Source organism: Burkholderia sp. WSM2232 (genome assembly GCF_000472545.1).
Lineage (GTDB): Bacteria > Pseudomonadota > Gammaproteobacteria > Burkholderiales > Burkholderiaceae > Paraburkholderia.
The window spans coordinates 102,729-120,476 of the sequence record NZ_AWZV01000010.1; the positions used below are offsets into that span (position 1 = coordinate 102,729).

19 protein-coding genes and 1 pseudogene are annotated in these 17,748 nt (G+C 60.2%); 16 read left to right on the forward strand and 4 right to left on the reverse strand.

Features of this window, described 5'->3' with window-relative positions; translation table 11 throughout:
* Window positions 1-2 precede the first annotated feature (2 nt).
* Genes F757_RS0110575 through F757_RS0110595 form a run of 5 tightly spaced genes read left to right on the forward strand, consistent with a single transcriptional unit; the run spans window position 3 to window position 4,583 of the window.
* Window positions 3-758 (forward strand): ABC transporter permease, encoded by a 756-nt coding sequence (locus F757_RS0110575; RefSeq protein WP_232221383.1) that lies wholly within the window; start codon window positions 3-5, stop codon window positions 756-758.
* Window positions 759-774: 16 nt separating this feature from the next.
* Window positions 775-1,701 carry an aminotransferase class IV gene (locus F757_RS33315; protein ID WP_035466623.1) on the forward strand — a complete coding sequence of 309 codons (927 nt, stop codon included), beginning with the start codon at window positions 775-777 and terminating at the stop codon, window positions 1,699-1,701.
* On the forward strand, window positions 1,692-2,450 hold the full coding sequence (locus tag F757_RS0110585) for an SDR family NAD(P)-dependent oxidoreductase (protein ID WP_027211370.1): 759 nt from the start codon (window positions 1,692-1,694) through the stop codon (window positions 2,448-2,450). The genes F757_RS33315 and F757_RS0110585 overlap by 10 nt, the downstream gene beginning before the upstream one ends.
* 16 nt (window positions 2,451-2,466) lie before the next feature.
* Entirely contained in the window at window positions 2,467-3,489 is a 1,023-nt protein-coding gene (locus F757_RS0110590; RefSeq protein WP_027211371.1) for a histone deacetylase family protein, read from the forward strand.
* Between the two features lie 53 nt (window positions 3,490-3,542).
* Complete coding sequence (locus F757_RS0110595; RefSeq protein WP_051376737.1) at window positions 3,543-4,583, forward strand: ABC transporter substrate-binding protein; 1,041 nt, start codon at window positions 3,543-3,545, stop codon at window positions 4,581-4,583.
* Between the two features lie 94 nt (window positions 4,584-4,677).
* Here the strand turns inward: F757_RS0110595 and F757_RS0110600 are convergent, their stop codons facing one another.
* Window positions 4,678-5,355, reverse strand: a complete 678-nt coding sequence (locus F757_RS0110600; protein WP_027211373.1) for a GntR family transcriptional regulator — start codon at window positions 5,353-5,355, stop codon at window positions 4,678-4,680.
* Between the two features lie 134 nt (window positions 5,356-5,489).
* Between F757_RS0110600 and F757_RS0110605 the strand changes: the two genes are divergently transcribed.
* From F757_RS0110605 to F757_RS0110620, 5 genes and pseudogenes are all read left to right on the forward strand, one after another.
* Window positions 5,490-6,878, forward strand: a complete 1,389-nt coding sequence (locus tag F757_RS0110605) for an aminotransferase (protein WP_027211374.1) — start codon at window positions 5,490-5,492, stop codon at window positions 6,876-6,878.
* Window positions 6,879-6,889: 11 nt separating this feature from the next.
* Window positions 6,890-7,987 carry an ABC transporter ATP-binding protein gene (locus tag F757_RS33320; protein WP_035466626.1) on the forward strand — a complete coding sequence of 366 codons (1,098 nt, stop codon included), beginning with the start codon at window positions 6,890-6,892 and terminating at the stop codon, window positions 7,985-7,987.
* 16 nt (window positions 7,988-8,003) lie between these two features.
* A pseudogene (locus F757_RS36515) lies at window positions 8,004-8,126 on the forward strand (aldehyde dehydrogenase family protein); the annotation flags it as partial.
* Window positions 8,127-8,332: 206 nt separating this feature from the next.
* Window positions 8,333-9,073 (forward strand): SDR family oxidoreductase, encoded by a 741-nt coding sequence (locus F757_RS0110615; RefSeq protein ID WP_027211375.1) that lies wholly within the window; start codon window positions 8,333-8,335, stop codon window positions 9,071-9,073.
* A 27-nt stretch (window positions 9,074-9,100) separates the two neighbouring features.
* Window positions 9,101-9,862 carry an SDR family NAD(P)-dependent oxidoreductase gene (locus F757_RS0110620; RefSeq protein ID WP_027211376.1) on the forward strand — a complete coding sequence of 254 codons (762 nt, stop codon included), beginning with the start codon at window positions 9,101-9,103 and terminating at the stop codon, window positions 9,860-9,862.
* Window positions 9,863-10,074: 212 nt separating this feature from the next.
* Here F757_RS0110620 and F757_RS0110625 read toward each other — a convergent pair whose 3' ends face one another.
* Window positions 10,075-10,983: a LysR family transcriptional regulator gene (locus tag F757_RS0110625; RefSeq protein ID WP_027211377.1), complete on the reverse strand. Its 909-nt coding sequence runs from the start codon at window positions 10,981-10,983 to the stop codon at window positions 10,075-10,077.
* A 99-nt stretch (window positions 10,984-11,082) separates the two neighbouring features.
* Between F757_RS0110625 and F757_RS0110630 the strand changes: the two genes are divergently transcribed.
* The 4 genes from F757_RS0110630 to F757_RS36815 all read left to right on the forward strand — a co-directional run bounded on the left by F757_RS0110630 (window position 11,083) and on the right by F757_RS36815 (window position 13,979).
* A complete protein-coding gene (locus F757_RS0110630) occupies window positions 11,083-11,931 on the forward strand; it encodes a pirin family protein (RefSeq protein ID WP_051376738.1) in 849 nt (282 codons plus the stop codon).
* Window positions 11,932-11,993: 62 nt separating this feature from the next.
* A complete protein-coding gene (locus tag F757_RS0110635; protein ID WP_035466627.1) occupies window positions 11,994-12,431 on the forward strand; it encodes a DoxX family protein in 438 nt (145 codons plus the stop codon).
* Between the two features lie 172 nt (window positions 12,432-12,603).
* A complete protein-coding gene (locus tag F757_RS0110640) occupies window positions 12,604-13,020 on the forward strand; it encodes a nuclear transport factor 2 family protein (protein ID WP_027211380.1) in 417 nt (138 codons plus the stop codon).
* 32 nt (window positions 13,021-13,052) lie between these two features.
* Complete coding sequence (locus tag F757_RS36815; RefSeq protein WP_027211381.1) at window positions 13,053-13,979, forward strand: NADP-dependent oxidoreductase; 927 nt, start codon at window positions 13,053-13,055, stop codon at window positions 13,977-13,979.
* A 384-nt stretch (window positions 13,980-14,363) separates the two neighbouring features.
* On the opposite strand, the gene F757_RS0110650 is transcribed toward F757_RS36815, so the two are convergent.
* Window positions 14,364-14,777 carry a hypothetical protein gene (locus tag F757_RS0110650; RefSeq protein WP_027211382.1) on the reverse strand — a complete coding sequence of 138 codons (414 nt, stop codon included), beginning with the start codon at window positions 14,775-14,777 and terminating at the stop codon, window positions 14,364-14,366.
* A 765-nt stretch (window positions 14,778-15,542) separates the two neighbouring features.
* On the opposite strand from F757_RS0110650, the gene F757_RS36530 reads away from it, so the two are divergent.
* Window positions 15,543-15,980 carry a hypothetical protein gene (locus F757_RS36530; RefSeq protein WP_027211383.1) on the forward strand — a complete coding sequence of 146 codons (438 nt, stop codon included), beginning with the start codon at window positions 15,543-15,545 and terminating at the stop codon, window positions 15,978-15,980.
* Window positions 15,938-16,051: a hypothetical protein gene (locus F757_RS37025; protein WP_442856635.1), complete on the forward strand. Its 114-nt coding sequence runs from the start codon at window positions 15,938-15,940 to the stop codon at window positions 16,049-16,051. Before F757_RS36530 ends, F757_RS37025 begins: the two co-directional genes overlap by 43 nt.
* A 448-nt stretch (window positions 16,052-16,499) precedes the next feature.
* Here F757_RS37025 and F757_RS0110660 read toward each other — a convergent pair whose 3' ends face one another.
* A complete protein-coding gene (locus F757_RS0110660) occupies window positions 16,500-17,744 on the reverse strand; it encodes a DUF3443 family protein (protein ID WP_084530806.1) in 1,245 nt (414 codons plus the stop codon).
* Window positions 17,745-17,748: the final 4 nt, after the last annotated feature.

Here is a 17,748-nt window from a genome sequence, read left to right on the forward strand (position 1 = left end):
TCATGATCGTGTTTCTCATCGCGCCATTGCTGGCCGTTGTGCCTATCTCGTTCAGCTCGGGCAGCTTTTTGTCCTATCCGCTGCCGGGGTTTTCACTGCAGTGGTACAGGCAGGTCTTTACCGGCGGACCGTGGATGGACGCGCTGTTGAACAGCCTGATCGTCGGTGCCAGCGCGACGGTCTTTGCGACGGTGATGGGGACCCTTGCAGCGTTTGCTTTCGCGCGTCGCGATTTGCCTGCGGCGCGTTCGATGCTCGGATTCCTGATCTCCCCGATGATCGTGCCGCCCGTCATTAGTGGGCTCGGCATGTATTTCTTCTTCGGTCAGATTGGGCTCACAAGCACGCTGACTGGGCTTGTGCTTGCTCATACCGTGCTGGCGACGCCTTTTGTGGTCGTCACCGTGACGGCGACTCTGCAGGGCTTTGACATGAACCTCCTGCGAGCCGCGTCGACGCTCGGCGCGGCGCCGATGCGAAGCTTCTTTGGTATCGCCCTGCCATTGATTGCGCCTGGTATCGTGTCCGGAGGACTGTTCGCTTTCATGACGTCGTTCGATGACATCGTGGTCGCGCTGTTTATCGGTGGACCGGCTCAACGCACGTTGCCGCGCCAGATGTTCGACGGAATGCGCGACAGCATCAACCCGTCCACCGTTGCGATGTCCACTTTTCTTCTGGTGGTCGCGTTTCTCACTTTGCTTTGTGCCGCATGGATGACGCATCGTTCGCGCCGCCAGTTGCAACTGCCCACCTGACCGTAGAGTCCCGACCATGTCCGATTTTAGCAATGGCGTTGCCTTCATCGAAGGCGTATATATGCCGGTATCAGAAGCCGCGATTCCCATTCTCGACCGGGGCTTCGTGCGCTCCGACGCGACTTACGATGTCGCCCATGTCTGGAAGGGCAGCTTTTTCCGGCTGGGCGATCATATCGACCGGTTTTTCGAATCGATGCGCAGCTTGCGGATGAGCTTGCGGTACTCAAAGGAGCAGATTGAGCAAATACTCACCGAGTGTGTTCGGAAAAGCGGCTTGCGGGACGCGTATGTGCAGATGACCTGTACGCGTGGCGTGCCCGCTCGCGGTTCTCGCGATCCGCGAGAATGTATCAATCGCTTCTATGCCTTTGCGCAGCCGTTCGTCTGGATCGCCAACGAAGAACAGCGCGAGTGCGGCCTTTCCATGATCGTCAGCAGCGTCCAGCGCATTCCGCCCGCAGCGGTAGACCCGCGCGTCAAGAATTTTCATTGGCTCGATCTGACTATGGGTATTTTCGAAGCCTACGACCGTGGCGCGATCGTAGCTGTACTGGGCGATGGCAACGGACATGTCACCGAAGGTGCCGGGTTCAACGTCTTTCTCGTTAAGGATGGTGTCCTTGCCACGCCGGACAGCGGGGTGTTCGAAGGAATGACACGTCGCACCGTTATTGAATTAGCCGCCTTGCTCGATCGGCGTTGCGAGGTTCGGCCTGTCAGCGTGGAGGAGCTACGCCAGGCAGACGAAATTTTCCTGTCCAGTACGGCTGGCGGCATCATGCCGGTCACCGTTCTGGACGGCGAACCGGTGGGCGGCGGCCGCGTCGGCGGCATCACGAGGCAGTTCGCAAGTGAATACTGGGGGCGCCAGGAAACGGGCTGGCTCTGCACACCGATCGACTACAGACTGCAAAATGGAGAACCCGTACCATGTTTCTGATCACCGGCGGCACACATGGAATCGGCGAAGCGATCGTGAGACGCCTCGTGCGCGATAACGAAAAGGTCGTTTTCACCGGACGCGATGAGGCAAGCGGCCGGGCACTCGAGGCGGAGCTTCCCGGCGCTACCTTCATGCAGGGCGATGTCGCTAGCGAAGCGGATTGTCAGCGCATTGTTCAAGCGACTGTGGCGCTCGGACATGGCAAGCTTTCGGGGCTGGTGAACAACGCCGGCACCTCGGCCCGCAATGCATTTTCCGAGGCCAGTGCGGCAGATTGGGATCGTGTGATGGCGGTCAACGCGCGTTCCGCATTCCTGTTTATCCGGCATGCACTTCCGGCATTGATTGCGGCACGCGGCGCGGTAGTCAATATGTCGTCGATTGCAGGCAAGGTCGGCGAAGAAGGGCTCGCGGTCTACTGTGCGTCGAAAGCCGCATTGCTGGGCCTGACCCAGGCTCTTGCGCTGGAATATGGCCAGCATGTGCGCTTCAACGCTGTGTGTCCAGGGCAGATCGCAACGCGGATGATGGAGACCGTACTCGCTGATACTGCACGTCTGACTGCGCTGACTCACAGGATTCCGGCGGGACGGCTGGCTGACCCGTCCGAGGTAGCCGAGGCCGTGTACTGGCTGTTGTCGCCGGCTTCCAGCTATGTCAATGGCACGAGTTTGACCGTAGACGGTGGCGAGACTGCGGGGCTGAAGACACCACCTCGTCCGGCCCGGAACGACACCCTCGTCTGATAGCGAGAACTTTATGATTCCCGTTCTATACACGGAAGCGCATCGCCTGCACGAGCCTGGCTTTTTCTTCAAAGCAGGTGCGATGGGCGAAGCGCAGGAAAAGCGCGAACGCGCGGACGAATTGCTTGCGGCGGTCAAGGCCGCAGGATATCCGACGCCTGTGCCCGAGCAGCTTGGAATTGCGCCTATCGCCGCGATTCATACGCCGGACTATCTGTGCTTTCTCGAAGAGGCCTACGAGATATGGCGGCAGATTCCCGCCGCCGGTCCCGAAGTGGTTCCGAACGTGTTCGCGGTACCTGGCATGACTCACGGGTATCCAACGCGGATAGTCGGGCGAGCGGGATATCACATGCAGGATCTCGCCTCGCCGATGGGGGAGGGAACATACGTGGCTGCAATGGCCGCAGCCAACCTTGCCGCAGATGCCGCGAGGCGGGTTGCCGCAGGCGAGCACGCCGCTTACGCATTGTGCCGCCCGCCGGGTCACCATGCCTATGCGGATCGCGCAGGCGGCGTGTGCTACCTCAACAACGCCGCAATTGCTGCTCAGTATTTGCTGCGCACAGCCCGTCGGGTCGCCATCGTCGATATTGACGTCCATCACGGCAATGGAACCCAAGGGGTCTTCTATCAGCGATCAGACGTATTCTTCGTCTCCCTGCATCGCGACCCGGTCGACTATCACCCGTATTTTTGCGGCTACGCCCAGGAGCGCGGCGAAGGCGCTGGACTTGGCTACAACCTCAACTTGCCACTGCCTGCTGGCACTGGCGACGATCAATACCTCGATGCGCTGGATTTCGGGTTGCGCCGGGTCGAGAAATTTGCGGCGGACGCGCTGGTGGTTTCACTCGGTCTGGATGCCCACGAACACGACCCGTTTCAGGGATTACGCATCACGACCGACGGCTTTGCCCGTATCGCGGCCAGGCTTGCGGCGCTCAAGTTGCCTTCCGTTCTGGTTCAGGAAGGTGGCTATGATCGCGCGAATATCGGGGCGAACCTGTTGAGTTTTTTTCGCGGTTTCGCCGGCTAGACGGGTTCAAAACCCCGCGCCGCTTTTGCCGATCTGATTTCTTAGGAACCCAAATGAAGCCACTAAAAATAGTGCCCCTCGCTGCGGCATTGTTGTGTTGCGCATTCTCCACTGCCTATGCTCGCGATCTTACGGTCGTGAGTGTCGGCGGCACCTTGCAGGACGCTTATCGGGCGGCCTATTGGAAGCCCTACCAACAGCAGGCAGGGCAACACCTGATCGAGGATATCAACCTCGTAGGTTTGTCGAAGGCCAAGGCGATGGTCGAAGGGAACAACGTCACGTGGGACCTCGTGCAGATGGATGAAGAGGACGTGGTCAATGGCTGCGATCAGGGCTTGCTGGAGCAGGTCGACTGGGCCCGTGCCGCGCCGGCGACCGCCGGCATCCCACGCAGCGAGATCACGCGCTGCGGGGTTGCGTCGATGATATGGGCCAATGTTCTCGCCTATGACGGCGGTCGGATCAAGGACGGCCCAAAGTCATGGGCCGATTTCTGGGACGTCAAACGATGGCCGGGCAAACGGGGCCTGCGCAAGCAGGCCAAACAAACGCTGGAAATCGCGTTGCTCGCCGACGGCGTCGCACCTGCCGATGTCTATAAGGTGCTCGCCACACCCGCCGGGCAAGACCGGGCATTCGCGAAGCTCGATCAACTGAAGCCATATATCCAATGGTGGGATGCGGGCGCGCAGCCGGTCGAATGGCTTGCCTCGGGCGCGGTCGCCATGACCAGCGCGTACAACGGCCGGATCGACGCGGCCAATAAGGAAGGCAGGCAATTAAGGATCGTCTGGAAGAATGAGATCTACGGCCCCACGTTCTGGGTCGTGCTCAAGGGCTCGCCGAATAAGGCAGCGGCTGTCAGGTTGATTGACTACATGTCCGGCCCGCAGCAGCAGGTGCGCTTTTCTCAGTTGGTTCCATACGGACCGGCGAATCGGCAAGCGTTGGCATCCTTGCCGGCGGCGGCTCTGGCTAACCTGCCCAACGCGCCGCAGAACCTGCAGGGCCCGGTTCTTCAAAACACCGCTTTCTGGGCGGATCACCTCGACGAATTGCAGCAACGTTTTGCACGCTGGAGCAGCAACTAGAAGTGCGGGAGCGGGTAGCGCTGCGTCGAGGACAGGCTACCCGAGTCGATGACGTCTCATAAGGCGCCATCACATAAGGCGCCATCACGAAGCTTCAATTACCGGTAACCCGATCGAGGAATGCACTGATGGTGGAGCCCGCGCCGAGCAGGTCGGTGCGGATTGCTTCACCGGCAGCCTGGGCGTCCGCTTTCCCCAAGGCATCCAGAATTTCTCGATGACTGTCGGGATCGTTCTTCGACCCGGAATAGGCATCGTTGTAGTAGGCGCGAAGTATGGGGCCGGTCGAAGCCCACAAGGTTTCGATGATCGCCAGCAGAGTGGGAAGTCCGCATCGACTGTAGATACCGAAATGGAATTCACGGTTATGGCGCATCCGCTCGACGGGGTCATGCTTCAACCCGGCCTGGATGTAGCGCTTGTTAATGGAGTTCAGCTCGGCCAGGTCGCGTTTGGATAACCGGGGAGTGGCCAGCTCGGTCGCGAGCGGTTCGAGCGAGAGCCGAATGGTTCGGAGCTCGACATAACGGGCCGTATCGAGCGGCGGCACGCTGATCATTTTGGCGGCTTGCATATCCAGCGCTCTCTCGCTGACCAGCCGCATGAGCGCTTCACGAACCGGGGTTGCACTGGTGCCAAACCGTTCGGCCAGTTCGTGGATGCGAATTCGCTCGTTTGGCATGAAGCTACCGGCGATCAGCGCTTCACGGACTTCGCTGTACACGCGCGCAGACATGTTCGCGCGTTCGATGGGTTGAAGATGGTCGTTCACGGGATTCTATATCGTATATTGCGGCCAATTATAGCGGATGCGGCTTTGATTGAACGCCGCTGTGGCAACGAAACGGGTTGCCATTTGTTGCCGTCGAATATAGGATATATTCTATATTCATCTAAGGGGCAAAAATGAGTGTTGAGACCGCAAATCTGAGCGATCTGGCGAGACAGGACGTGCAGTTCCATCTGCATTCGCAGACCAACCTGCCGGCACATCGGCATCGCGGGCCGCTTGTGATGTGTCGGGGCGACGGAATCCGCGTCTACGACGAAGCCGGAAACGAATATATCGAATCGATGTCCGGACTTTGGTGCGCGGCGCTGGGATTTTCTGATCGGCGTCTGGCCGCCGCTGCGACACGGCAGCTGGAAACGCTGCCTTACTATCACACCTTCAACCACCGTGTTCCCGACGTCGTCGCGCGCCTTGCCGAACGGGTTGCGGCGCTCGTGCCGGTGGTGGATCCGAAGATTTTCTTCGCATCGTCTGGTTCAGAAGCCAATGACACGATGACCAAAATAGCCTGGTCGTATCATCGCGCGCGCGGCAAGCCGGAACGCCGGAAGATGATCGCGCACACGAAAGGCTTTCATGGTGCGACGGTCATGGGCGCAAGCCTGTCGGGTCTACCGCATATGCACGGGGCATTTGGATTGCCGGTTGAAGGAATCCTGCACGTCGAGTGCCCGCATTTCTACAGGAACGGCCGCGCGAACGAGACTGAAGCAGACTTTGTTGCTCGATTAGTGGGCGATCTGGAAGCACTGATCGCTCGCGAAGGTGCGGGCACGATCGCAGCGTTTATTTCTGAGCCGATTCTGGGGGCGGGCGGTGTCATCGTGCCGCCAGCCGGTTACTTCCCGGCTGTTCAAAATGTGCTCCGCAAACATGGCATCTTGATGTTGTCCGATGAAATCATTTGTGGATTCGGACGCACCGGTGACTGGTTCGGTGCCCAGGGAGCCGGCTTCGTGCCGGACATGATGTCGTGCGCGAAGACGTTTTCATCTGGCTATGTACCTATTTCCGCAGTGGTCGTCAGCGGAGATATCTATTCCGCGCTCGAAAGTGAAAGCGCGCACAGCGGCCCATTCGGGCACGGCTTCACTTACTCGGGCCATCCGGTAGCGGCTGCCGTCGCGCTGGAAGCAGTCACGATCTATCAGGAAATGAATGCGCCAGCGCGGACACGGGAGCTGGGTGCTTACCTGCACGACCGACTCGCGTCGCTAGCCGGGCATCCTCTCGTTGGCGAGATCCGGGGGCGCGGTTTGATAGCAGGAATCGAACTTGTCAGCGACAAGGAGACGCGAGCGTGCTTTCCGTCCAAAGCCCATGTCGGTGCCGCAGTCGAAGCGCGGGCGAGGGCGCACGGGTTAATCGTGCGGAATATGGGCGACGTGATTGCCCTGAGCCCGCCATTCATTGTCACGCCAGGCGAAATAGATTTGATTGTCCAGAAGCTTGCGCGTGCGCTTGACGAAGCCGGGCGGAGCCCGCAGGTCGACCGGAGCTAAGAGGGGTTAAGGTGGAAAGCAAATCAATTATTGATTTCGTCGGCGTACAGAAGTCCTACGACGGCGAAAATCTGGTCGTAAAGGATCTCAACTTGTCTATTCGCCGTGGCGAGTTTCTGACCTTGCTGGGGGCATCGGGATCGGGCAAAACAACGACACTGATGATGCTCGCGGGTTTCGAGATGCCGACGCGAGGCGGGATATGGATGAACGGTAAACCGATTGAGACTGTTCCGGCGCACAAGCGCGGGATTGGCATGGTGTTTCAAAACTACGCGCTATTCCCGCACATGACCATTGAGCAAAATCTCGCCTATCCACTGCGGATGCGGAATGTATCGCGCAACGAGACGTTGGCAAAGGTCAAACGCGCCGTTGACATGGTGCGGCTTCATGGCATGGAAAGGCGCCGGCCTGCGGAGCTGTCCGGCGGTCAGCAGCAGCGTGTGGCATTGGCGCGCGCGATGGTTTTCGAACCTGAATTGATTCTGATGGATGAACCGCTCGGTGCCCTTGACAAGAATCTTCGTGAGCACATGCAGTATGAAATCAAGCAGTTGCATCGCGAGTTGGGCGTGACGGTAGTCTATGTGACCCACGATCAGGCCGAAGCGCTGACGATGTCGGACCGGGTTGCCGTGTTTCAGCAAGGAGCAATTTCCCAAATTGGCTCACCGGACGAACTCTATGAAAGACCGGCAAATCTCGACGTTGCGAGCTTTATCGGCGAGAGCAATCGGCTTACAGGTACTGTCGTAAGCGTGGGCAATATGGTTGACATCGTTCGTCTGGCTTCCGGCCTCATGCTCGAGGTGTCATCGACGACTCCGGTTCGACAGGTTGACCGAGCGGTTGAAATTGTAGTCAGACCTGAGCGCGTGTCGATCGAACAGCGGCCTGCCGACGGTCAGTGGCAATGGCTGCAAGGACGAGTTTCTGGTCTGACGTACTTGGGAGACCACCTGCGGGTTCGATTGGTGGCTGGCTCGGGGGACTCATTCGTCGCGAAGGTTTCGGGAGCTTACCGGGCATTGCCAGGCGTGGGTCAAGATCTTCGCTTCGGGTGGAGAACGCAGGATGCACACGTGTTTCAGCGATCAGTGCATTAATCGGTGCCATCGCTTTTACGTCGTAGACCGGACGGCGCCTGGTGCGTTCCACCAGTCCGGGCAGAGTTGCGTCGGCGCCGAGCGGATCTTGATCCGCTTCGATATCTACGACGCGTTGCTCGAATGGCTCAGCGCGAAGCCAGCGCCAAGCCAGCGCGATAGAAATAGGCAATAACCCAATCGTCGCGTGTATTCGCGCGCGCGCCTTCCGCTCATAAGATGGGTCATCGGCCAGACGCAAAGCCGAGTGGGCCAGAGAGCAACGCCGCATTGAGGCCTCGTGCCGCAAGCGGGAGGTCGCTCTCTTGCCCTCAACTTCTACGGCTAACAAAGAGAGAACGCAACATGACGACGCAAGCCAACACTAGCAAGGTCATCCTCGTCACTGGCGCAAGCAGCGGCATCGGCGAAGCCACTGTCCGGCTGCTCGCGGCCCAGGGACACCGGCTCGTGATCGGCGCCCGGCGCGCGGATCGGCTCGCCGCGCTGGCAGAGGAACTGCAAGCAGGCGGCGGCACGGTCCGCTACCGGGCGCTCGACGTCACATCGGCCGCCGACGTCAACGCTTTCGCCCAGTTCGCACTCGACGCGTTCGGCCGCATCGACGTTATCGTGAACAACGCCGGTGTGATGCCACTCTCGCCCTTGAGCGCGCTGAAGGTCGAAGAATGGAACTGGATGATCGACGTGAACGTTCGTGGCGTCCTGCACGGCATCGCGGCCGTGCTGCCGACCATGGAGCGACAAGGCTCTGGCCACGTCATCAACATGTCCTCTATCGGCGGCCTGTCCGTGTCGCCGACGGCGGCAGTGTACTGCGCAACCAAGTTCGCGGTGCGTGCAATCTCCGACGGACTGCGGCAGGAGACGGACAGGATCCGCGTGACCGTCATCTGTCCGGGTGTCGTGGAGTCCGAACTCGCCGAGTCGATCTCGGATGAGACGGCGCGCGCGGCGATGCGCGATTTCCGCCGGGTCGCGCTGACTTCGGATGCCATCGCGCGCTCGGTTGCATATGCAATCGATCAGCCCGCCGACGTCGATGTCAGCGAGATTGTCGTGCGTCCGACAGCGAGCCCTTTCTGATCCCATAACCTGAAGGAGGATTTCCCCATGACTTCACATGCAACAGCACAGCAGCCGTTTGCCGGCAAGGTCGCCATTGTGACGGGCGCAGCGAGCGGCATCGGACATGCCACCACAGAACTGCTGCACGCACAGGGTGCGACGGTGATCGCCGTGGACCGCGGCACGAACGTTGAAGCGTTGACTCGCCCCGGTATCGTCCCTCTCGTCGCCGACGTCGCGCAAGAGGAGAGCGCCGTGCGTGCCGTGTCCACCGCGATGCAACGCTTCGGCAAGCTGGACATTCTGGTGAACAACGCGGGAATCATCATCAACAAGCCGGTCGTCGACATGACGCTCGATGACTGGAACGGCATCCAGGCCGTCAATTCCACCGGCGCGTTCCTGTTTTCGCGCGAGGCAATGCGGGCGATGATGCCGGCGAAAAGCGGCGCGATAGTGAACGTCGGGTCGTATGCGTGCTATCAGGCGTTTCCGTTGATCGCGGCGTACGCGGCATCAAAGGGTGCGCTTGCGCAGCTGACTCGCGCAATGTCCCTCGAAGCCATCGATCATGGCATCCGGGTCAATGCCGTGGGCTCGGGCGATGCCGTGACGAACATCACCAACCATCTTCACGAAGACGGCCCGGCCTTTCTCGCCGAGCACGGTAAGAACGCTCCCATCAAACGCGCAGCCGATCCCCGGGAGATTGCTGAAGTGATCGCCTTCCTGGCGTCCGAAAAAGCCAGCTACATCGTCGGCGCGGTGGTGATGGCCGACGGCGGCATGAGCGTGGCACTGAAGTAACGTCGCGCTCCGTTTTCGACGTCAACACCGTTGCACCTGTTCGCCGGGACAGCAGCGAACGAGCTTGCAGCGCCGAAGGCCACGGCGGTCCAACGCGGCATTGACACGTGGTAAGACTCCTCTGAAGCGACGGACTTCGCGCAGTGACGTGGTCGGCAGGCGATGCGCCCCGCCAGAGGCCCGCCTGGCTATGGATGGGCACTAGCCGGCTACTAGCCGGCTGGTGCTTCGGAAGGCTGCCTCAGCCGATCAAGAAACCACCGGCCGGCCGGACCGGGCGGTGTGTCCTTGCGATAGATCGCGAACATCGCGATTGGCGGCGTTTGCGGCTGAAAGTTTTCGATCCGCAGGGGGACCAGCTCGCCCGAAACGATATGGCCATGCACCATTGCCGCCGGCATGTGCCCCCATCCGAAACCTGCACGGAGAAACGCGTGCTTTGCGCCGAGATCGGCGAGTCGCCAGATCAAAGGCGACAGCACCCCGAACGTCTTGCCCTCGGTCAACGTCGTGCGGTCAGTCAGCACGAGCTGCACGTGTTCTTCCAGCTCGCGCTGCCGGATCACCCGCCTGATCGATGCCAAGGGATGTGTCGGCGCCGCGACAGTGACCATCGGGACATCCAGCAGTTTCTCTGTATCGACTGTTTCGGGCACGGCCGGCATTGAACCGCTGATACCAAGCCGGCACTCGCGATCGAATACCGGCCGCACGACCGCGCCCAACGCCTCGACATAGAGCCGCAAAGGTGTGTGGGGAAACGCATCACGAAACTCTCCAACGGCCGCTGTCAGTGAGGCCATCGGATACATGACGTCGACCACGACCGAAAGCTCAGGCTCGAGTCCCTCGGCAATCGCGCGCGCTTTCGACTTGAACCCGTCCATCCCGCTGACGACGAGGCGCGCTTGCGCAAGCAGCGCAGTGCCTTGCTCGGTCAGGCGCGGATAGCGGCTGCTTCGATCGAACAACTGCACGTTGATCTGCCCTTCGAGATTGGCGAGCGTCTGGCTCACGACAGATTGTGCCCTGCGCAGTCTTCGGCCGGCGGCAGAGAAGCTGCCTTCGTCCGCGGCCGCAATGAAGGTGCGCAATTGATCCATGGATACGCCGTCGAGCATGTATCGGTTTCCTAGATGGGATTCATCGAGAAATATAGGCTTCTCCGGGAGATGTCAAGCACTTAACCTTCACTCATCCCAACCCCGAGAGAGATTTTCATGGAACTCGCCACAGAAAGCGTTCACCACCTGGTCGGCCGCCCAATCGCCGTGCGCACCCGAGGGCGGGCGCACGGGCCCGTCACACGGGTCGTGAGCCCCGCCGATATCGGTGAACTCATCAAGCCGTTTGTCTTTCTCGATTACTTCGACTTCACGTCGTCGGGCAACGCATTGTTTCCGATGCACCCGCACTCCGGCATCGCGACGCTCACTGTATTGCTCAGGGGCGAACTGCGTTACGAAGACACGACCGGCGCCGCAGGGGTGTTGCCGGCGGGCAGCCTCGAATGGATGCGCGCGGGAAACGGCATCTGGCACGACGCCAGCCCCGCAGGTCCGGGCCGGTTTCAGGGCTATCAGCTTTGGGTGGCGTTGCCGCGCAGCCTGGAAAACGGCACGCCTCATAGTCAATATCTTCCGCCAGAGGCCGTGCCGCGCAAGTCGCCGGTGCGTGTCGTGCTTGGTAGCCTGGATGGGCTGGAGAGCCCGATTGCTGCACCAGTGGGGATGAACCTGCTGCATGTACGTTTGCAAGCCGGGCAATCGTGGCGTTGGGAACCGCCGGCTGGGCACACTGTAGCGTGGGCCCATATCAACACGGGTTGCGTCGAAGTCTCCCGCGAGCTGCTGCAAGACGAGCTGGCTGTCTTTGTTCCGTCCGAAGATGCCCTGGAATTTACGGCTCAGGCGGACGCGGATTTCATCGTCGCATCCGCCGTCCCGCACCCGCACGACCTCGTGCTTGGCCACTACTCGGTCCACACCTCGAAGGAGGCGCTCGCCAGGGGAGAAGCCGGGATCGCGAGTATTGGCCAACAGCTGCGGAAGAACGGCCGCCTGCGCTAAATGGCAACAATTGACGTATCTGCTTTTCCCATTCTCTTTTTTACGCAAACTCGGAGCACATCATGAACTTCAACTCGACATCGGCAAATTCATATCAGGCCTTCCCTTTGATTGGGCGCGTTCTTCTCGCCGCCATTTTTCTCGTAAGCGGCTTCAGCAAGCTGATGGCCCCTGGTCCGACCATCGGCTATATCGCCTCACTTGGCTTGCCCGTCCCACTACTCGGCTACATCGGCTCAATGACACTGGAACTCGCAGCGAGCGTGCTGCTGATCGTCGGCTATCGCACCCGACTCATCGCGGCATTGCTGGCCGTGTACTCGATCGTCACGGCGTTGATCTTTCACCATGCGCTGGGCGACCAGAACCAGATGTTCCACTTCCTCAAGAACCTTGCAATGTCCGGCGGCCTTCTTCAGGTGGTCGCGTTCGGGGCCGGCGCGTACAGCTTTGACAATCGCGGCAAGGCAACCGCCGCCCGGATCGCGTCGGCGCAATGATGTTTCCTTGCGATGAAATACGAGCTTCCCTTGATGAAGCGCAGCGGCGGCAGTGCGCTTACCAAACACCGCCTCTGTCGCGGCATCGACAGGACCCGGCGGCATGAGTGTGAACGGGGGCATGACCATTGTTGGCTTCGAAATCTGATCAACATTCGACACAGGGAACACAATGAGCACCGCATCAGAATTGCTACAGCAACACCTTCAATTGCTCGTTGACGACAATGCAGCGTGGCAGAAGCTGATTGCCGACGACGTAGTGTGGGAGCTGCCCTACGCAGCGGGTATCGGACATCCCGCCCGGCTTACCGGCAGGGAAGAGGTTTTTCGCCACGCCTCCTGGTTCGTTGGCGCGGTCGCGGATTTCCGGTTCTTTGATCTGCGCCTGCTGCCCGGGGCGAACCCTGAGCAGGCGGTTGCGCAGGTGCGCGCCGAGGGCTTGATCAAACCAACCGGCCGGATCTACCAGCAGGAGTACGTAGTGTTTCTCGGCGCGCGGGAAGGCAAGATCGCGCATCTGCGCGAGTATTTCGATCCGGTACAGGCCGCGAAAGCGCTCGACGCGGCCATCGTCGGCCTCGACTGACCAGCGGTATTCAGACATTTGTGGAGAAGTTCATGAAAGCTATCCGTGTTGCCGCCTACGGCGGCCCTGAATCACTCGAACTGCAAGACATTGAAGAACCGCCTGTCGGCGACGAAGAGGTGCTGATCGACGTAGCCAGTACGTCGGTTAATCCGGTCGACTGGAAGATCGTCACGGGCATGATGAAAGGCTTCATTCCGCTGCCATTGCCTTTTACCCCTGGCGTGGATGTGGCAGGGACGGTGGCCGCGCTTGGACGCAATGTCACCGGGCTAGCGGTGGGCGCTGAGGTTTTCGGCTTTATCGGTATCACCGGCGGTTATGCAACGCGTGCGGTGTCAAGCGCCGACCGCCTTGCGCTGAAACCCAAGAACGTCGGTTTTCTTGAAGCGGGTGGTATTCCCGCCACTGCGCTGACCGCGTGGCAGGCGCTGCATGAGCACGGCGGTTTGCGTGCCGGCCAAAGAGTCCTGATTCACGGCGCGGCGGGCGGCGTCGGCAGCGTTGCCGTGCAACTCGCCAGGATTGCCGGGGCAGAGGTCATCGCTACTGCATCCGCACGCAACCTCGAATACGTCAAAAGCCTCGGTGCATCGACGGTTATCGACTATGCGGCAAATGACTTCGAGCGGAATGCGTCCGACGTCGATATCGTGCTCGATCTCGTTGGAGGCGATACGCAAACGCGTTCGTGGTCTGTGCTCAGGCGTGGCGGCACACTTGTTTCGACGGTTAGCCTGCCGGATGCAAGCCGCGGGGCGGATGTCGGCGCCATCGGCAAGAGATTCGCCACACGCCCGGACGGCGAACAGTTGTCCGTACTCGCGTCGCTGTATGAGTCAGGGCAGCTACGCACCGAGATCGATTCGGTGTACCCACTTGTACGTGCAGGCGAAGCACTGGCGAAAAGTATGGCAGGTCATGTCCGAGGGAAGGTGATCATTCAAGCGACCAATTGAGACGAACAGTCGCCGACGGCATACCGAGAGCCAGTGCCGACGTAACGGGCCCCGGTAGCCTTGCATTGTGGGTCGATAGAGTGGCGTGACTTATCACTAGCCGCTCGGCCACATGCAAAAACCGGGGCGTAGATGCCCTTGATCGCAGTATGAGTGAAGCGATGGGACAAGCTCCCGGTGGCGCTTTCCGCGCCGAAAACGACGTTCAAGACTTTTGTGAATGGCTCCTTGTCGCGCAGTCGCACCCGCTGAGCCATGACGTCACTAAACCGCCGCTGACGCGGGGGAATGTTTCGGTGGTCGGTTTACAGTTAAGAAACCAAACGCCTACACGGCCACCAACGGCCGTGCAAAACGCATCAGGCCGTATGCGGCCAGGAATAGTCAACCGGTGCCGTTTTCTAATTCGTGGGCAGTTTTCTCTATCATCGGCCGCGTGTATTTCTCGACCGGGTCCTCTCCGGTTCGACCAACTTCGCCGGCGTCGAAGGCTAGATAGACTTCGTTGAAGAGCCTGGGCCAAGCCTCTTCTCCGTGCGAGGCAAAATCGTCATACACGAAACCGACAACAGCGATCGCTACCGCGTCACAAAACCAGAAGGGAAGTCGGCCCTCGTGAAACCCGACTGCCAGCTGCCGAGCTACCGCGTTGTATGCTTCACGCCTCGTCGATCCGACAATCTCGGTCCAATGTTCGAGGTCGTGTACCGAAAGCAACGACGCTGGACCCGTCTGGTCGTAGCGAGACTGCAAGTGCCTTATAAAGTCTGCTTGCAAATCTTGTGGAACCGGCTTCATGCAGGCGGCTTTTGTTTGTAGTGGACGACAAAGTATAAGCGACCATACGACAGCTTTTTAACGGCCGCTATCGGGCGAATCGAAGGTCCCTTCGGGGTCGTAAACAGACGCCCGTCGCTACGTCCCTGTGTCGTCGCGCCAACCACAAGCGGTTTCCCCACACCTTCCCGCCAGTACACGTTTCGCTCGTCTTCATTCGCGCAGCCGATATTGCGGGCGGCTATCGGGCGACAATGCGCTGGCCGCTGTCGGCCGGAAGGCCCGTGGTCGTTCTGGATCGCTAAGCGCCCCGGCCGGGTGTGCGGGGGGGCGGCTGTTGCGCAGACGCGCCGCGGAGCCACTCGAGAAGGGAAGGTCGGAAAGTAAAAGTGGGGCGCATCAGCCAGAGCGATACGGCGTGTCGAATCTCTGGCAAGACGTCGTCTACCTCGAAAGGGTCTTCAATCTCCCCCGACTCGTCGGCCGAAAGAGAGGCACCATTGAGCCGCCCAGCGTCCCAGTACAACACACATGCGCCAGCCGCTGCCGGCCGTGCTCCACGGCAGGGCGCGGCTAGTCATCGAGAGTTCGGTCACACAGGGCCCACAGCCCCCGCAGGCGAGTCTGCGGGTGGTTTTGGCTCGGAATTCCTACACGAGCCTCTTGAAGCAGGGACAACTGGAGCGAGCGCCATGGGCGAATGCATTATCCGACGACAACCTTGCGCGGCTCAGGCATCCTGGGAAGTGCACTCGGCCCGCAGTCAATAGCGCAGGGATCGACGTGATGCTCGCGATGAAGAGCGCAGCCGGCGCGCTGTCCCTAGCAGCCCGGCGTTGCGCCGCTTCCGGCCAACTCTCCCGCGACGGTATTTTTGTGCAAGCAGCCAACCGGTACGGCGTGCCGGTCGAGACGCTGGAAACGCAGGTTGCCGTCGATACACAAAGCAAGACCGTACCGGATCGCATCTACGAAAAGCAGTTGCACATGGCACTGGATCCCGACGCTGAACGTGGGTACCTTGCAACGGTCAGCGAGGTGAACCGCGGTGACTATGATGCGGTGCTCGATGAGCAGAATAAGGGCTACTCCGATCCGGCCGACGCTGCAACCTTCTACCGGATCATGGTGGAAACTGGAAACCGGGCGTGGATAGCACCGCTGACCAAGGGAACGCACTCGTGCTGGTCGGTGCCGCACACTTCGCCGGCCGCGCTGGCCTGATTCACCTACTGGAACCGGCCGGCTATACCATCAAACCTACCATGTTGCCGGCCGATCCAGCACAGGGTTGATGCCAGCGGAAAGCGAGTGAAAGCGCATAACAGGGTTAGGGCCGCATCAGCATAAACAGATATTGAACCGCGGGAAATCAACCAGCGCGTGAGCCCTCCGCACTCTGGCCGGTAGCCGGAAAACAGTGAACATGAAGAAGCTCGCGATACTGGCTGTCTGCCTCCTTGCGCCGCTGCTTGCGACGGCCCAAGAACAAATCGGCAAGGTGGATGGCGCGACTGTCGTCGCGCCCGCTAACCAGTCGTTCCCACGGACGTTGACGGGTCACACATTGACAGCAACTATAAAGTTGAACGGACCATGCGTTACAGAAGCTATCGTGCGCCTCCAATCATTCACGTGAGATACACGGCGGCGAGAATCCTTCGTCGGATACATCCGTGAATACGGCTTGCGGGGCATCACGCCCCCAGGTTACCAGGCCTGGCCCAGGGTGCTCGACGGGCGCTAGGGAAAAACCGCATTGGAGAACGCGTAATATGCATTGCCGGATCCGCTGGACCCGTCAGTCAATCTGACGAAGACTTTGCGTCCGATGAAGAAGGGCATGCCCCACACGACGGCGCGCGAGTCCCTGTGAGCGACGATGGCCACGTTTCTGAACGCGCCCTTGCCGCTGCGCACCAACGTGGCCGAATCGCCGACGCGGAGTTTTGCGGTCGCATCCGTCGTTTGGCCCTTCAGCGTTGCGGAGAACTCTGCTTCGGGCGTTGCGCACCAATGGGAGCCGCACTCTTGCGCTCCAACTGGCGCTGTGGCGAGATAATATTCTTCGGTGCCTGTGTCAAAGTAGCTCGCGGGGTAGGACTGCCCGTTCCACACCGTGGTGAACGTTCCATTCGGCGCGAGATCGACCACGTTCGTCACGTCGAGCACATTGTTCTGTTGCGTTCCGATACCAAGCGTAAGCGTTCCCCGAGCGGACGTCGCGCCTGACTCTGGAACCGGCTGCACGTCGAGCACATACCCGTTATTGTCCGAGGGCAGCGCCGCGATTGGATGCACGACCCGGAAATTCGCCGCCACGGCCCTGGCGACGGGTGTGCAGCCATCCACAGTACACTGGTAGTAACGCGGTGTCTTGAGCGAAATGAAGCACGGATCCTTGCAGTCGTTCAGCGACACCGCAGCGATGCCGAGGGTTCCGTTCGATGTGGGCTTACTGCCCTTCAAGCAGGAGTCGGGACGAGGATGATCATCATACGACGCGTTTGATTCATCGACGATCTGAACCGGAATGCTCGATGCCTGGATGGCCGCCAACCGGAGATCCACGCGAGTGACGATTCCCCAGGCCGCCGAGGAGACGAACCTATAGCACTCGGCCAGCGCGTGGGCGTCTGGTCCTGCCATTGCCGCGAAGCGTTCGGGATGCTTGAGGGCAGAACGCTGCAATCGCAAGCCGACAGAGCCAGTGTCCACCATGACGTTATCGACTGTCTCGCACAACGACGTGCCAGGCACGCAGACTGTGACGCTGACGAGAGCCCGGTTGATGTCGTAATTCGGTGTCCGAACGCTCACTGGCAATACGTTGTTGGCACCCGTCGTCGTTGGATGAGTTCGAGCGGCAGCAGACGTCCCCTCCGTCGATGACGTCGCGTCGGCTCGATTCGAAGGCGTATTGGCGCTTCCTCCGTACGACATCAAAGGAAGCGCGAAAACAATGAGAGTGCCGATAAATCGTCGCATTTCT

What these genes read in the sequence shown, in the direction of transcription:
- F757_RS0110620 (WP_027211376.1), top strand. Translation starts at nt 9,101, where the DNA reads ATGACTTCACATGCAACAGCACAGCAGCCGTTTGCCGGCAAGGTCGCC.
- F757_RS0110625 (WP_027211377.1), bottom strand. Translation starts at nt 10,983, where the DNA reads ATGCTCGACGGCGTATCCATGGATCAATTGCGCACCTTCATTGCGGCC.
- F757_RS0110630 (WP_051376738.1), top strand. Translation starts at nt 11,083, where the DNA reads ATGGAACTCGCCACAGAAAGCGTTCACCACCTGGTCGGCCGCCCAATC.
- F757_RS36815 (WP_027211381.1), top strand. Translation starts at nt 13,053, where the DNA reads ATGAAAGCTATCCGTGTTGCCGCCTACGGCGGCCCTGAATCACTCGAA.
- F757_RS33315 (WP_035466623.1), top strand. Translation starts at nt 775, where the DNA reads ATGTCCGATTTTAGCAATGGCGTTGCCTTCATCGAAGGCGTATATATG.
- F757_RS0110635 (WP_035466627.1), top strand. Translation starts at nt 11,994, where the DNA reads ATGAACTTCAACTCGACATCGGCAAATTCATATCAGGCCTTCCCTTTG.
- F757_RS0110650 (WP_027211382.1), bottom strand. Translation starts at nt 14,777, where the DNA reads ATGAAGCCGGTTCCACAAGATTTGCAAGCAGACTTTATAAGGCACTTG.
- F757_RS0110575 (WP_232221383.1), top strand. Translation starts at nt 3, where the DNA reads ATGATCGTGTTTCTCATCGCGCCATTGCTGGCCGTTGTGCCTATCTCG.
- F757_RS0110615 (WP_027211375.1), top strand. Translation starts at nt 8,333, where the DNA reads ATGACGACGCAAGCCAACACTAGCAAGGTCATCCTCGTCACTGGCGCA.
- F757_RS0110605 (WP_027211374.1), top strand. Translation starts at nt 5,490, where the DNA reads ATGAGTGTTGAGACCGCAAATCTGAGCGATCTGGCGAGACAGGACGTG.
- F757_RS0110660 (WP_084530806.1), bottom strand. Translation starts at nt 17,744, where the DNA reads ATGCGACGATTTATCGGCACTCTCATTGTTTTCGCGCTTCCTTTGATG.
- F757_RS0110640 (WP_027211380.1), top strand. Translation starts at nt 12,604, where the DNA reads ATGAGCACCGCATCAGAATTGCTACAGCAACACCTTCAATTGCTCGTT.
- F757_RS0110585 (WP_027211370.1), top strand. Translation starts at nt 1,692, where the DNA reads ATGTTTCTGATCACCGGCGGCACACATGGAATCGGCGAAGCGATCGTG.
- F757_RS36530 (WP_027211383.1), top strand. Translation starts at nt 15,543, where the DNA reads ATGCTCGCGATGAAGAGCGCAGCCGGCGCGCTGTCCCTAGCAGCCCGG.
- F757_RS0110595 (WP_051376737.1), top strand. Translation starts at nt 3,543, where the DNA reads ATGAAGCCACTAAAAATAGTGCCCCTCGCTGCGGCATTGTTGTGTTGC.